At 69.0% G+C, this 14864-nt stretch carries 13 protein-coding genes; 6 read left to right on the forward strand and 7 right to left on the reverse strand.

Annotation, left to right across the window (positions count from 1 at the left end; all coding sequences use genetic code 11):
* The first annotated feature begins 45 nt into the window (after positions 1–45).
* On the forward strand, positions 46–1290 hold the full coding sequence (locus NBW77_RS09305; RefSeq protein ID WP_131746570.1) for a sulfate adenylyltransferase subunit 1: 1245 nt from the start codon (positions 46–48) through the stop codon (positions 1288–1290).
* Positions 1291–1309: 19 nt separating this feature from the next.
* On the opposite strand, the gene NBW77_RS09310 is transcribed toward NBW77_RS09305, so the two are convergent.
* The 3 genes from NBW77_RS09310 to NBW77_RS09320 form a co-directional block, all read right to left on the reverse strand.
* Positions 1310–2458 (reverse strand): hypothetical protein, encoded by a 1149-nt coding sequence (locus NBW77_RS09310; RefSeq protein ID WP_250279576.1) that lies wholly within the window; start codon positions 2456–2458, stop codon positions 1310–1312.
* 9 nt (positions 2459–2467) lie between these two features.
* Positions 2468–2848 (reverse strand): hypothetical protein, encoded by a 381-nt coding sequence (locus tag NBW77_RS09315; protein ID WP_131746536.1) that lies wholly within the window; start codon positions 2846–2848, stop codon positions 2468–2470.
* Positions 2849–2980: 132 nt separating this feature from the next.
* On the reverse strand, positions 2981–3688 hold the full coding sequence (locus NBW77_RS09320; RefSeq protein WP_131746537.1) for a pyrimidine reductase family protein: 708 nt from the start codon (positions 3686–3688) through the stop codon (positions 2981–2983).
* Between the two features lie 231 nt (positions 3689–3919).
* On the opposite strand from NBW77_RS09320, the gene zapE reads away from it, so the two are divergent.
* The gene (gene zapE, locus NBW77_RS09325) at positions 3920–5074 is read left to right on the forward strand and encodes a cell division protein ZapE (protein ID WP_131746538.1); all 1155 of its coding nucleotides are present in this window, start codon (positions 3920–3922) and stop codon (positions 5072–5074) included.
* A 428-nt stretch (positions 5075–5502) separates the two neighbouring features.
* Here zapE and treZ read toward each other — a convergent pair whose 3' ends face one another.
* The 3 genes from treZ to NBW77_RS09340 form a co-directional block, all read right to left on the reverse strand.
* Positions 5503–7254 carry a malto-oligosyltrehalose trehalohydrolase gene (gene treZ / locus NBW77_RS09330; RefSeq protein ID WP_131746539.1) on the reverse strand — a complete coding sequence of 584 codons (1752 nt, stop codon included), beginning with the start codon at positions 7252–7254 and terminating at the stop codon, positions 5503–5505.
* Between the two features lie 279 nt (positions 7255–7533).
* A complete protein-coding gene (gene ftsH / locus NBW77_RS09335) occupies positions 7534–9537 on the reverse strand; it encodes an ATP-dependent zinc metalloprotease FtsH (protein WP_131746540.1) in 2004 nt (667 codons plus the stop codon).
* Positions 9538–9654: 117 nt separating this feature from the next.
* Positions 9655–9792, reverse strand: a complete 138-nt coding sequence (locus tag NBW77_RS09340; RefSeq protein WP_165486031.1) for a hypothetical protein — start codon at positions 9790–9792, stop codon at positions 9655–9657.
* A gap of 91 nt (positions 9793–9883) precedes the next feature.
* Between NBW77_RS09340 and NBW77_RS09345 the strand changes: the two genes are divergently transcribed.
* From NBW77_RS09345 to NBW77_RS09355, 3 genes are read left to right on the forward strand one after another with little or no spacing between them, the layout of a single operon-like run.
* A complete protein-coding gene (locus NBW77_RS09345; protein ID WP_131746571.1) occupies positions 9884–10222 on the forward strand; it encodes a DUF3099 domain-containing protein in 339 nt (112 codons plus the stop codon).
* A 4-nt stretch (positions 10223–10226) separates the two neighbouring features.
* Entirely contained in the window at positions 10227–11408 is a 1182-nt protein-coding gene (locus NBW77_RS09350; protein ID WP_250279578.1) for a CaiB/BaiF CoA transferase family protein, read from the forward strand.
* Positions 11409–11420: 12 nt separating this feature from the next.
* Entirely contained in the window at positions 11421–12248 is an 828-nt protein-coding gene (locus tag NBW77_RS09355; protein ID WP_131746572.1) for an SAM-dependent chlorinase/fluorinase, read from the forward strand.
* Between the two features lie 51 nt (positions 12249–12299).
* On the opposite strand, the gene pucL is transcribed toward NBW77_RS09355, so the two are convergent.
* Positions 12300–13193, reverse strand: a complete 894-nt coding sequence (gene pucL / locus NBW77_RS09360) for a factor-independent urate hydroxylase (RefSeq protein WP_131746542.1) — start codon at positions 13191–13193, stop codon at positions 12300–12302.
* A 337-nt stretch (positions 13194–13530) separates the two neighbouring features.
* Between pucL and NBW77_RS09365 the strand changes: the two genes are divergently transcribed.
* A complete protein-coding gene (locus tag NBW77_RS09365) occupies positions 13531–14781 on the forward strand; it encodes a L,D-transpeptidase (protein WP_242605788.1) in 1251 nt (416 codons plus the stop codon).
* The last annotated feature ends 83 nt before the right edge of the window (positions 14782–14864 follow it).

Below are 14864 nucleotides of genomic sequence, written 5' to 3' on the forward strand. Positions count from 1 at the left end.
CGGAATCGTGGTCATCGGTGTTCTGACTCAGGTTGGAGAGGTGTGATGGGGGAGCTGCTGCGAGTTGCCACCGCCGGTTCTGTCGACGACGGCAAGTCCACGTTGATCGGACGGTTGCTCTTCGACACCAAATCGCTGTTCACCGATCAACTGGCAGCGGTGGAACGTACCAGCCGTGAGCGGGGGGATGCCTACGTCGACCTGGCGCTGCTCACCGACGGCCTGCGGGCCGAGCGGGAACAGGGCATCACGATCGACGTCGCCTACCGTTACTTTGCCACCCCGAAACGGTCGTTCATCCTTGCCGACACCCCCGGGCACGTGCAGTACACCCGCAACATGGTCACCGGGGCGTCCACCGCGGACCTGGCTCTGCTGCTGGTCGACGCCCGTAAGGGCGTGCTCCAGCAGACCCGGCGGCATGCCTTCCTCGCCTCGCTGCTACGCGTCCCTCACCTCGTGCTCTGCGTGAACAAGATGGACCTCGTTGATTTCGACCGGGGTGTGTTCGAGGAGATCAAGGAGGACTTCCGGCACTTCGCCGCCAAGCTGGAGATCGTTGACGTAGCGACGATCCCGATCTCCGCGTTGGGTGGGGACAACGTCGTGTCCCGGTCGCCGAGTACGCCCTGGTACGAGGGCACCTCGTTGCTGCACCACCTGGAGGAGCTGCACATCGCCTCCGACCGCAACCTCATCGACGTGCGTTTCCCGGTGCAGTGGGTGGTCCGGCCGCGGACCGACGATCTGCACGACTACCGCGGCTATGCCGGCCAGGTCGCCGGTGGCGTCCTCAAACCGGGGGACGACGTGATCGTCCTTCCGTCCGGCCTGACCTCGCGGATCGCCGCGATCGACACCTTTGACGGGCCGGTCGACGAGGCGTTCCCGCCGATGTCGGTGGTCCTTCACCTCGAAGACGATCTTGATGTTTCCCGCGGGGACCTGATCGCCCGGCCGGCGAACCAGCCTCGGGTCGGTCAGGACATCGACCTGATGGTCTGCTGGATGGTGGACGCGCCGCTGCGGGCTCGGGCCAGACTTGCGATCAAACATACGACCCGGTCAGTGCGCAGCGTGATCAAAAATATTGCCTACCGGGTCGACGTCGACACGTTGCACCGGGACGATACCGTCTCCGAGCTGCGACTCAACGACATCGGCCGGGTGACCCTGCGGGCGACGACGCCGCTGTGTTTCGACCCGTACCGGCGTAACCGGACAACCGGGAGCGTGATCCTCATCGACGAGGCGACCGGAGCGACGGTCGGTGCCGGCATGATTCTCTGAAGTGTGTCGGAGCCACCAGTCAGGTCGGTGCCGGCGCGTTGTCGACGCGAACGTCCGCGCTCCGTCCTGACGGGTCCGGTTCCAGCGCGGTGCGTATCAGGTGGGTCCTGGCCTGCTCGACCTCGTCCGGGATCATGTCCCGGAACAGTGCGTCGTGGACGCGCAGGTGGGACTGGTCGACGAATTCCTCGACACGTGTCATGGCGAAACCGGAGGCGAGCCCGGGGCTGTCCGCGATCGCCCGCAGCAGCGCCGCCTCGTACTTCGACCGGGTGACCGCGGCGGGGTGGTCGCCTGCGAACAGGCCGACGTCGTCGACCTCGCTGTGGGCGCCGTAGTACTGGTCACCCAGACGCCGCAGCAGGTCGGGGTCGAAACGGCCGTGGGGCAGGAGCGGGATGAGCAGGGCGGACTCCATGGTCTGCTCGAGGCCACGGGTGTTGAAGCTGCCCAGCCATATCTCGTCGACCGGGTGTATGCGGGTGTAGGAGGCCAGCGACGCCCCCAGCGCTGCCGCGGCCGAAGCCCGGTCCAGCTCGGGCTCCGCCAGCTCGGGCTCCGCCAGCTCGGGCTCCGCCAGCTCGGGCTCCGCCCCCGGCGGGCACGCCTGCGGATGCGGCGTCAGCCCCTCGACCTGGTAGACGACCTGCGCGAGGTTTGCCGGGCCGAGCGCGTCGTAGAAGCCCTCGACGAAGTCGAGGTCGGTGGCGTGCCGCTGGAGAACGGCGAAGTCGTCGGTGGATGCCCGGACACCGTCCGGGGGGAGGCCGACGAACCGCTCCGCCAGCACCGACCCGGCCGCGTATGCCTGACCGGATGTCCGATGGCGGTCGGGGGCACTCCGCAGGGTGACGATCCGGCTCGGCTGGCGAACGGTCGACCGGTGGCCGGCCAGCTGGTCGGTCGTTGACTGGTCGCCGCCGTCGGAGGTGCCGTCAGTCGCCTCGGCGATCAGGAGCCGGTGTCGCAGCATCGTCACCTGGTCATCGGCCCAGTCGCCGACAGCCTTCAGACGAGCCGCCCGGCCGGTGAACAGGCCGACGTCGTCAAGAGCGGCCCTGATGACACGGGCGGACTCCCAGATGGCGTCCCGCGCCTGCTGCATGTCGGCGATCAATCTGCGGAACTTCTCCAGATCGATGACAACCCTGTCGGTCGGTCCGGGCATGAGGCGTCATCACCGCGACCCTCGGTAGACGGGAGACCAGGTTGCGCGCCAGTCGTCGGGTTCGACTTCCTCCGGCTGCCCGTGTAACGCCTGGACGCATTCGTGGATACCGGCGTCCAGGTCCGTGGATGCTTCCGCCCGCTGCCGCCGCAGTTCGTGAAACCACGTTTCGGCCCGCGGGCCTTCCCAGGCGCCGTCGGAGAGTGTGTCGACCACCGTGTCAAAAGCGCCTGATACGGCCTGCTCGGCTGCTCGCAGGGCCTTGTCGGTGGCGCGTAGCGCGTCTTTGTATCGATTACGGGTGATGGCGGCGGAGACCGTTTCCACATCCGTTTCCCGGTCCGTTATTTCCGGGCTCGGGGTACCTGTTTCGGGATCGGATGTTTTCATCGCATTCACCGCCAGGCCGGATCGGAGCTTGAGTAATCGACGACTGTACGAACAGTAGCACCGAGATGCCGGGTTCGGGTCTTTTCGCCCGAACCGGACCACACCGACGTCTCGGCCCGGGACCGGACCCGGTCAGATCCGCGGGTGCCGCATGTAACGCAGGAACAGGTTGGCATCCTCCTCAAGAACGTGACTGAGAGTCATGTTGAGCGGTGTCTCCCAGCGGTGACCGCCGACGATGCGAAGGTGGTCGGGGCCGGCGAGCAGCGGTGCGAGTGTCAGGCACAGCTCATCGAGCAGGCCCGCTCCGCCGAGGGCCGCGTGCAGCGACGGACCGCCCTCGCACAGCACCCGGCCCAGTCCCCGTTCGGCGAGGGCCGTGAGCGCGGTGGCGAGATCCACCGCCTCCTCCCCGCAGTTCAGTACCTCGGCGACCTCCGCGAGGGCGCGGCGCCGCTCGGCCGGCGCGGCATCGCAGGTCAACACCAGTGGACGGGTGTCCGCGGTGAACAGTCTCGCGGCCGGGTCGAGCCGAAGGCTGCCGGAGACGACCGCGACCGGCGGGACCGGAGCCTGCCCGGCCGCGGTCCGCCGCTCGCGCCGATCCGCGGGGACGATCACCGGTCCGTAGTTCTCGGAGACCGCTGTGCCGGCACCGACGAGGACGACGTCGGCGAGCCACCGCAGGGTCCGAAACACCCGGCGGTCGCCGCTCCCGCCCAGACCGCCGGACCGGCCGTCCACCTCGGCCGCGCCGTCGACGGACGAGACGAAGTTCGCCCGGACGTGCACTGTTCCGAAAGGAACGGGCGGAAGGGAGTAGAAAACATCGAGGTCCATGTCATCGGGATCCGCGTCATCCCGGCCCGTTTCATCCCGGTTGTTGCCGCCGGCCGTCGTATCATCGCGACCGCCGGTCGTGTCCTGGCCGGGGTATTGGCGGTCAGGATGTGGCACGGGTAGCAGGCAACGCACGACGCCGACTCTATTCGGGTGCCGGGGAATGTGAGTTCGCTCGCGTGACGCTTCTGCGGGCAACATCGACCGAGGGTGCCTCCGTAGGGTGAAAAGATGCCGGAACGTCTGGTCGACCGCCATCCCGAGATACGCCCGGACGATCTGGTGGCGTCCCTGGTTCCACCACCGCGGTTCAACGACGTCCGCTTCGCCACCTATCGCCCCGACCCTTCCGAGCCGAGCCAGACCGCCGCTGTTGTGGCGCTCGGCCGGTTTGCCGAGCACGTCACACCCGGTTCGGGCCGGGCCGGGAGATCGTCCGGCGCCGGGACCGGAGGTGGCCGTGGCCTGCTGCGGATCGGGCGTCGTGACCACGGAGGGCGTGCCACCCGCCATGGAGGCGGCACGGACGGCGGCACGGACGGCGGCGCGGGTGCGGGGTCCGGGCGTCCCGGCGTCTACCTCGACGGCGGGTTCGGGGTCGGCAAGACCCATCTGCTGGCGTCCCTGTGGCACGCGGCTCCCGCACCCAAGGCGTACGGGACGTTCGTCGAGATCACCTCGTTGGTCGGCGCGCTCGGGTTCGCCCGCACGGTGGACGCTCTCGCCGGCCTGCGGCTGCTCGCGATCGACGAGTTCGAACTGGACGATCCCGGCGACACCGTCCTCGTCTCCACCCTGCTGACCAGGTTGGTCGAGGCAGGGGTGAGCCTGGCCGCGACCAGTAACACCCAACCAGACGATCTTGGAGCCGGTCGTTTCGGCGCTGACGACTTCCTGCGGGAGATCCAGGGGCTGTCGTCGCGGTTCGAGGTCCTGCGGGTCGAGGGTGAGGACTTCCGCCACCGCGGTCTGCCCGACCCGCCCGCGCCTGTCGACGACGACGAGGTGACTCGCCGCGCCCGGGCGATCGCCGGCGCCAGCGAGGACGGCTTCGCCGAGCTGTGCGCGCATCTGGCCGGGTTGCATCCGTCCCGTTACGGCGCCCTTGTCGATGACGTCGAGCTGGTCTGCCTGCACGGCGTGACCGCGGTACCGGACCAGGCCGTGGCGCTGCGGCTCGTCGTGTTGGCCGACCGGCTCTATGACCGGTCGGTACCGGTGGTGGCGTCCGGCCGGCCTTTCGGTGACCTGTTCTCGCCGGAGATGCTTGCCGGGCCGCACCGCAAGAAGTTCCAACGGGCGGTGTCGCGATTGTCCGCGCTCGCCCGCGATGGCGGGTCCGCCGGTCTGGGCGTGCCCGAAGGATCGGCGACCGCCGGAAGCTGACCGGAGCCGGGCCGATCGCCGGGCCGGCGACCGGGCGGTTTCTCGTGCCCTGACGACATACTGGTGGCGGGTCGGGCGATGTCGGCTGTCGCGAGCCGCGTCCGGCCGGATGTTGCCTGACCCGGCATCGTCGGGGTAGGACCTTGTTCCGGCGGACGCCGTGTCCGGTATCGGGAGCGCGCCGTGGGAACCCGACTCGAAGGGATGATGGTCGCGGATGACGACCTATGTCGTGCTGCTGGTCGTCGTGCTGGTTGTTGCCGTCGCCATTCTCGGTCTGTTGTATGCGCTTGTGTCCCGCGCCGAACATCGCGGCCGGTCCCGTTGACCCGCTCCGGTCTGCCCGGTCCCGTTGACCGAGGCCTGTCGACCCGGTCCTATTGATCATGATACCGCTCCGCGGCTTGCACCCCGGCCGCACGGCCAGGTCAGAGCAGGCGGGCGATCACCACTGATTCGGCGTCGAGTTCGATGCGACCCGGCATGTAGGTGAACCCGCTCGTCGACGCCGCCGGGACGTCGAAGGGTACCCCTTCGACGGGTACCGGCTGGCGTCGGTCCGACAGGTTGCACACGATCGCGACCTGGCCGCGGCGCAGCACGAACCACCGGGCGTCCTCGTCGAAGCTGCAGTGCACCGACGGCAGGGCCGGATCGGTCAGGTCGGGCAGTGTCCGCCGTAGTGTGGTCAGCCGCCGGTACCACTTCAGCAGGGACGTGTGCCTGGGGGATTTCAGCTCCGACCAGTCAAGCTTCGAGCGGGCGAAGGTCGCCTCGTCCTGCGGGTCCGGGATCTCGTCGGGACCCCAGCCGTGCGCCGCGAACTCGCTGCGGCGTCCCTTGCGGACAGCCACGGCAAGGTCGGGCGCGGTGTGGTCGGTGAAGAACTGCCAGGGCGTGGTCGCCCCCCATTCCTCGCCCATGAACAGCATGGGGGTGAACGGGGAGGTCAGCAGCAGGGCGGCCCCCACCCGCAGCATGCCGGCGCTGAGCGTGGCGCCGGCCCGGTCGCCGATCGCCCGGTTGCCGATCTGGTCGTGGTTCTGCAGGAAGGCGACGAACCGGTGGGCCGGAAGGTGGCCGGGTACCGGGCGGCCATGCGACCGCCCGCGAAACGCCGAATATGTCCCGTCGTGGACGAACGCGCGTTCCGTGGCCTTGGCCAGGGTCGCGAGGCTACCGAAGTCGCTGTAGTAGCCCTGCCGCTCGCCAGACAGCGCCGTCCACAGGGCGTGGTGGAAGTCGTCGCACCACTGCGCGTCCAGGCCGTGGCCGCCGGCTTCGGGCGCGGTGACCAGCCGGGGATCGTTCAGGTCGGATTCGGCGATCACGAACAGTGGCCGGCGCTGCTGGGCCGCGAGCGCGTGCACCGCGGTGGTGATCTCCTCCAGCAGGTGGACGGCACGGGCGTCGGAGAAGGCGTGCACGGCGTCCAGGCGCAGCCCGTCGCAGTGGTAGTCCCGTAGCCAGCCGAGCGCGTTGCCGATGATGAAGGCCCGCACCTCGTCGGAGCCGGGGGCGTCGAGATTGACCGCAGGCCCCCAGGGCGTGGTGCGGGTGTCGGTGAAGTAGGGGCCGAAACGGGCGAGGTAGTTCCCGTCGGGCCCGAGATGGTTGTAGACCACATCCATGATCACGCCGATGCCCCGGTTGTGGGCCGCGTCGACGAAACGCTTGAGCCCGTCCGGGCCGCCGTAGGGCTCGTGGACGGTGAACAGGTCCACCCCGTCGTATCCCCAGCCGTGCCGGCCGGGGAAGGCGTTGACGGGCAGCAGCTCCACCGCGTCCACTCCGAGCGCCACCAGGTGGTCGAGCCGTCCGACAGCCGCGTCGAAGGTGCCTTCGGGCGTGAACGTGCCGACGTGCAGTTCGTACAGGACGCTGCCGGCGAGCGTGATCCCGCGCCAGGTGCTGTCGGTCCAGGTGAACAGGGAGTGGTCGACGAGCCGGGACCGGCCGTGGACGCCGTCCGGCTGCCAGGCCGAGCGCGGGTCGGGCAGCTCGTCGGCCTCGCCGTCGACGAGGTACGCGTAGTCGGTGCCGTGGCCGGCCGCGGGCACGTTCACCCACCACCAACCACCGTCGTCGGTCAGCATTTCATGGACGGTCTCGGTGCCACCGACATTGGTGACCACACCCACCGTCTTGGCATCTGGCACCCACACGCGGAAAGTGCTCATCCGTACTGTCTACCCGTTGTCGAATGTGCGAGCATCTGTGATCCCGATTTCACGGCGCTGTTACCAGTGTGGCATCGGACACCTGACTGAAGCTGCGTCGAACGGTACCTGGTTGATCCCCGGATCGGCCATGGAACTGTCCCGTCCCTGTTTCAGGGCAACACACGCCAGCGCATCCCGTGCACGGTTCCGGCCGTTTCCAGGACGAATCACGGCCCCGGTCCGGACGGGACGCGCGGGCATGGGCATGGTGGGCGCGGGCGCGGTGGGCATGGTGGCTCACAGGTCCGCGGCCTGTGGAGCAACCGTTTCGCGATCCGGACCGCGGGCATCGCCGTGCAGGGCATGGTCGTGCAGGGCGTGGTCGTGCAGGGCATCGCCGTGCAGGGCATGGTCGCGCAGGACGTCGTCGAGGACACCGCCGTCCACGGTCTCGCGTTCCAACAGGATGCCGGTGAGCGCGTCCAGCGCACGGCGGTGTCTGCGCAGCAGGGTCACGGCCTGCTCCTCGGCCTCCCGTAGCAGCCGGGCCACCTCCGAGTCCACGACCCGCTGGGTCTCCTCCGAGTACGGTCGGGTGATCAGTTCGTCGTTGCCGAGGTACTGCGGGTTGCCGGATGCGTAACCCACCGGCCCGAGTACCGGGGACAGGCCGAACTCGCGGACCATCCGGGTCGCGAGCTGGGTGGCCCCGGCCAGGTCGTTGGCGGCTCCGGTCGACCCCTGCCCGAACACGACGAGCTCCGCGGCCCGGCCGCCGAGGCGCACCGCCAGGGATGCGTACAGGTAGCCCTCGGTGTACAGGTGCCGCTCGTCCTCGGGTAGCTGTTCGGTGGCGCCGAGCGCCATTCCCGCCGGCAGGATAGTGATCTTCGCGACCGGGTCGGCGTGCGGGGAGAGGGCGGCGACGAGGGCATGGCCCGACTCGTGGACGGCAACCGACTGCTTCTCCTCGGGCAGCAGCACGTTGGTCGCGTCCCGACGGCCCAGGATGATCCTGTCCCGGGCGGCGTCGAGGTCGCCTGCGGTCACGACGCTACGGCCTTCCCGCACGGCGTGGATCGCGGCCTCGTTGACCAGGTTGGCGAGATCCGCGCCGGAGAACCCGGGGGTGGCGCGGGCGACCACGGTCAGGTCCACGTCCGGATCGAGACGCTTGCCGCGGCTGTGCACCTTCAGGATGGCTGCCCGTTCGCGCTGGGCGGGCAGGGGGACGGTGACCTGCCGGTCGAAGCGACCGGGTCGCAGCAGCGCCGGGTCGAGGGTCTCCGGCCGGTTGGTGGCGGCGAGCACGACCACACCTTCGGCCGGGTCGAATCCGTCCATCTCGGCGAGCAGCTGGTTGAGGGTCTGCTCCCGCTCGTCGTGGCTGCCGCCGAGCAGACCGGATCCGCGCTTGCCGCCGATCGCGTCGATCTCGTCGATGAAGATGATGGATGGAGCCCGCTTGCGTGCCTCGTTGAACAGGTCACGGACCCGGGATGCGCCGACCCCGACGAACATTTCGACGAACCCGGACCCGCTCACGGACAGGAAGGGCACCTCGGCCTCGCCGGCGACCGCGCGGGCCAGCAGCGTCTTGCCGGTACCCGGCGGGCCTACCATGAGCACCCCGCCCGGCCCCCTGGCCCCGGCCATCCGGTACCGGTCGGGGTGGCGGAGGAAGTCGATGATCTCGTTGACCTCCTGCTTGGCGCCCTCGTACCCGGCCACGTCGGCGAACCGGGTGGTCGGTCGTTCGGCATCAATGATTTTTGTGCGGGATCGACCGATACCGCCGAGCCCACCGGCCAGGGAACGCTGAGCGGCCCTGCCGGTCCACATGAAGAACGCGACGAGCAGGAGCAGTGGCAGGAAGCTCAGCAGGATCGACAGGAACGACGTACCGGACTGCGTGGCCTTGACCTCGACCTTCTTGGTCTGCAACCGGTCGAGGACGCCCTGGGTGTTCAGTGCTGTCGGGACCTGGGAGCGGAACTCGGTGCCGTCCTTGAGGGTTCCGGTCACGGCACCTTTGTCATTGATCGTTACGTTCTGTACCCGATCGGCGTCCACCTGCTGGGTGAACTGGGTGAAGCTGTAGGAGGCCGCCTGTTTCGCGACCAGGTTGGGGGCGAACAGCAGGAGCGCGGTGATGATCACGCCGATGGGCACCAGCCACCGACGCCACTTCGGCGGTGGCGTGGGCGCGGGCTTGGGCGGGGTCTCCCGGGGCGGCCCGGAACGTGCCGACGTCGACAGGTGCCACCGCATGCGCTGGTGGAGGCTGGTGTTGGAGATCATTCCCGGTCGCTCCCACCTAGGTTGACGCCCCGGGCGGACATTCGGCGCGGGCCGACTGCCCGCTGTTGCATCCGTCACAGACGTTCGATACCCGGTTCAACGCGCGAGCGAGCCATTTCAACCCACGAGCTCCCTGACCGCCGTCGTGGTAATCCTCACCGTGATATAGGGAATCTTCTCGGTGACCGGGTCGTACCCGTGGGACCCGCCGGCCAGGGCATACTCGGGGAAGTCCGGCCGGGCCAGGCTGTTCACGCGGGCGGTTCGGCCGCCACCGGTGCACACTGGACAGGCCCGAGGGACGCCCGGACGGGCCCCGGACGGTGATGGGGAGCGGCTGGTGCTGATGAGGACGAGGCGGAAGAACCCCACCACCCTGATCACCCGTGCGGCCGTGTCGCGCCCGGAGGAGATCCACCGGCGCCAGCAACGCTACGTGATCTCGATGCTGTTCCGTACCTTGTGCCTCGTCCTCGCGGTGGTCGCGCTCAACGGCTGGCCCCGGTTCATCGCCATCGTCATCGCCATCGTCACACCATGGCTGGCGGTGGTGTTCGCCAACGGAGGTCCGCCGATCTCGCATGACACCCCGTCGTTGTACGTCCCGACGGGCTCCTGCGCGGACGAACAGCCGCCCGCCATCTCCCCGGCACGCCACGAGGTCGTCGACGGCGAGGGCTGGTGACGGCTTGCTGCCGCTGGAGGGTGTGACCGTCGTCAGCCTTGAGCACGCGGTGGCTCTGCCGTTCGCGACCCGTCATCTCGCCGATCTCGGGGCGCGGGTGGTGAAGGTCGAACGGCCTGGGTCCGGGGACTTCGCGCGCGCCTACGACACCGCGGTCCGTGGTGGCATGTCGGCCCACTTCGCCTGGCTGAACAGGTCGAAGGAGTCACTGACGGTGGACGTCGGGACGGCTGCCGGCCGCGCGGTGCTCACCGGGTTGGTGGATCGCGCGGATGTGGTGGCGCAGAACCTGGCGCCGGGAGCGGCGGCAAGGCTCGGGCTGGACGCGGCCACTCTGGTCACGGCGCACCCCCGGCTCGTGGCCGTGGACCTCTCCGGCTATGGAGCAGGCGGCCCCTACTCCCACAAACGCGCCTACGACATGCTCGTCCAGGCCGAGACAGGGCTGATCGCCACGACCGGCACCCCCGAGCACCCGGCCAAGGCCGGGTTCGCCGCGGGCGACGTCGCGGCCGGAACCTATGTCGTCCAAGCGGTTCTTGCCGCGTTGCTGCGCCGGGAGCGCTCCGGCGTCGGCGCCGCCCTTGAAGTCACGATGATCGATTCCCTGGCCGAATGGATGGGGTATTCGGTGCAGAGCGTCGAACACACCGGGGTCGAACCGTCACGTTCGGGCATCAGTCATCCCTCGATCACGCCGTACGAGGCGTTCACCACCGCGGACGGTGACCGCGTGCTGATCGGTGTGCAGAACGACCGTGAGTGGACCCGGCTCGCGACCGAGGTACTCGCCCGGCCCGATCTCGCCGTGGACGACGACTTCGCCACCAACCAGGCGCGGGTGCGCAACCGGGCCCGCACCGACGCGCTGGTGGCGGCCGGCGTCGCGCTGCTGACGACGGAGGAGGTCGACGCCCGCCTCGATGCGGCCGGCATCGCCCACGCCCGCCTCAACACCGTCCGTGGGCTGCTCGACCATCCGCAGCTGGCCGCGCGCAACCGTTGGACCTGCGTGGACTCACCCGTCGGACCGGTCCGGCAACTGCGTCCGGTGGTCGGTTTCCCCGGCGAGGATCCCCCGATGGGACCACTGCCCGCGCTCGGAGCGGACACCGACACCATCCTCACCGAACTCGGGTACAGCCCCGAGGAGATCGCCGGGCTCCGGGTGGACGGAGTCCTGTGACCCACCCGGGTGATGCCCGTGCCGGGTGATGCCACGGCGGGCTACGTGAGCTTTCTGACCGACTACGGGTTGGCCGACGGGTTCGTGGCAGCCTGCCACGGGGTGCTGCTGGACCGGGCGCCGGGCGTGCACATCATCGACATCACCCATCTGGTACCTGCCGGTGATGTGCGGCGCGGGTCGGTCGTGCTCGCGCAGACGGTCCGCCACCTGCCGCCCGCGGTTCATCTCGCCGTTGTCGACCCCGGAGTCGGCACTGCCCGGCGCGCAATCGCCGTGTCCACGCCTCGGGGCATCCTCGTCGGACCCGACAACGGCCTGCTGCCGCCCGCGGCCGACACGCTGGGGGGCGTGCGCCGCGCGGTGGCGCTGCCCGTTCCCGACGGGACGCCGGCGACGTTTCACGGACGGGACGTGTTCGCGCCCGCGGCCGCCGCCCTCGTGGCTGGACGGGATCCGGTGACGCTCGGCGTGCCGGTGGATCCGGCGAGCCTGGTACGGCTTGCTCCGCCGGTCGCGCGGTTCGTCTCCGCGGACCCCGCCGAGGTCGAGGTGGAGGTCGTCACCACCGACCACTTCGGAAACATCGCGCTGGCCGCGGACCCGGCCCTGCTCGCCGCGGCAGGCCTGGCCCCCGGCCGGATCGTCCGGATCATGCTGGCCTCGTCGGTGACGCAGGCCCTGTTCGGGGTCACCTTCGGATCGGTGCGTCCGGGGGAGCTCGTCGTCTACGTCGACTCGTCCGGGCTGGCGGCACTCGCGGTCAACGGTGGCAGCGCCGCCGAGAGGCTCGGGGCCAAGGCCGGGGATCTCGTCCGGCTTGCCTCCCCCGGGGCCTGACCGGGGTCCGGCGAGGGCCTGACCGGGGTCCGGCGAGGGTCCGACCGGGGTTCAGCAGAAGCCTGGGACCGCGAGCCACGCCGGCCCCTCATCGGGCGCGTCGTCGCGCAGCACACTTCCCTCGATCTTTCCGTACGGCCGGTCGGCCACCTCGAAGACCGTACCGGGGTTGTCCAGGCCGAAGGGCGACAGATCGACCGGGAAGTGGTGCCGGTTCGGCATCGAAAGCCGGATCTCGGCCACTTCGGCATGGGCGGTGAGAACACGGTGGCCCATTGCGTACAACGTCTCCTGAAGTGCCCGGCTGTGCACTTCGGCGAATGTCTCGAGTAGTATCGTCCGTATATCCGGGAAGAGCCTCCCGAATTCGACCTCGGCGTCGGTGTACCGCCAGCGGGCGGTGACCTCGGTGGCGAGGACCCGGTCGTCCGTCTCGGCCAGGGTCGTGTATTTGTCCCGCGCAAATCCGCGGAACTCCGATCCGGTCGACTTGAGTACCACCAGCCCGGCTGTCCCGGAAACAACATAAGGTGCGCCGTGGTCGACGGTAACCACCGTGGTCCGGTATTCACCGCCGGCGGACGAGAAAGCGTGTTCGTGCGGCCTGCCCCCGACGTCGATCCGTCGCCAGCCGTGTTCTGAGATCTCCACCCGGGCGCCGGTCACCCATTCATGGGATCCGGCGAAGTGTCGGGCGAGCCGCAGCCCGAACTCCTCGATCTCGCCGATGCCGCCGTCCCGGGCGAAGGCGTGGATGGTGTTCTTCTGGGTGTCGGTCGCCAGTACGTGACTGTTATCCCCATATAGATGGGTATCGGTGAAGTCGCCGCGCAGCGCCGTCGACACGGTGATGTCCCTGATCCGGTGAACCGGGGTCGAACGGTCGATGTGGACGAGTCTGACTTCGGCCTTTCCGTATTGATTGCGACCGAGAATGATTGCCATCGTGCCTCCCGAAAATCCGGCGGGACCAGAATCGGAGTCGCCGGTTCGGCCGGTGTCCCGCCCGGCGCGACATTACCGGTGTCCCGGGTCGGGGCGACGGGCCTGTGCCCGGCTGAAACTCCTCGGGTGCCCGACGAACCGATGAGGGATGGCCATGGGTTACCGACAGAGAGCACTACTCTCCGCGCTCGAGTGCTCGGCAAATAGTTATGGTCGTCTGTTTGACAACAACCAATTCAATGATCGAACTGCCGTGGCTCCAGCTACTGGGTACCGTCGCAATGTGCACGAGCGGCAGGAGCTTGAGACGTGTCGGTCAATAAGGGGGGGGCGCGCTGTGGCGGGTCCATTCAAGTCGCGTGGACCGCTGGCCCCGACCGTTGTGGCGGCAGTACTCATCGGTATCTCTCTGGCTTCGTGCTCACCCCGGTCGGGCGGTAGTCCGGCGCTCGCCGTGCGTACGCCGACCACGCCGCCGACCGCGCAGGCACCGCAGGTCGTCATCACTCCTTCGAACGGTTCCAAGGGGGTCGCGCTCACCAGCACGGTGGTGGTGAGCAGCAGCACCCCGCTGGAGTCGGTGACCGTGAACCGGGGGGCCAGCAGATCCCAGGACACCACCGCGGGCGTCCTGGCCGGTCAGCTCTCCGCGGATGGGCGGACCTGGACGTCCACCGGCGGACTGTTCGCGGACACGCAGTACCAGGTCACCGCCAGAACCTCCGCCGGCGAGGGTACGTCGGGCGCGACGGTCACGGATGCCACCTTCACCACCGCAAACCCCGACCAGACCCTCAAGGTTTCGTGGGTGCCGGTCGACGGGCAGACCGTCGGTATAGGCACGCCGATCACGTTGACCTTCAACGCACCCGTCGTGGACCGGGCGGCCGTACAGAGACGGCTGGCGGTGACCGCGAATCCGCCGGTGAGCGGCGCCTGGAACTGGGCCTCTAACACGGTTGTGCGCTGGCGTCCAGCGCAGTACTGGAAGGCCGGTACCCGGGTGCATGTCGCGGCGAACCTCGCCGGCCTTGCCGTCGGCGCCACCCGTTTCGGCGCGAAGGACCGGGCAACGGACTTCGTCGTCGGCTCAGCCCAGATCAGTTACGTCGACGCCGCCACTCACACCATGAAGGTGTACCGCGACGGAGTTCTGCAGCGGACCCTTCCGGTCAGCCTCGGCAAGCCGTCATCACCGACCATGGACGGCCCGCACAACGTCCTCGGTACCGCGGCGACGGTGATAATGGACTCCGCGACGGTGGGAATCCCGAAGGGTGACCCCGACTACTACTATGAGACGGTCCAGTGGAACGTGCAGTTCACCAGCGGGGGTGAGTACGTTCACTCGGCGCCGTGGTCGGTCGGGGCACAGGGGGAGAACAACGTCTCGCATGGTTGTGTGAACGCTTCCCCCACGGACGCGGAATGGTTCTACCGATTCAGCCGACTGGGTGACATCGTCGACGTGAAGAACACCGGACGTCCGCCGGACACCGCGCAGCTCGGCAACGAGTGGTCGATCTCCTGGGCCCGGTGGGTCGCCGGTAGTGCCCTGCCGCTCACCGGTACCCAGGCCACCGGGTAGCCACCGCAGACGGCGAACCCGGCGGCTGCTCCCGGCCCGACGACGACCCCCACGTCGGGGGGCGGCTCCTGACCGTTTCGGTG

It is taken from the genome of Frankia sp. Cppng1_Ct_nod (assembly GCF_920656135.1).
GTDB classification, from domain to species: Bacteria; Actinomycetota; Actinomycetes; order Frankiales; family Frankiaceae; genus Protofrankia; species Protofrankia meridionalis.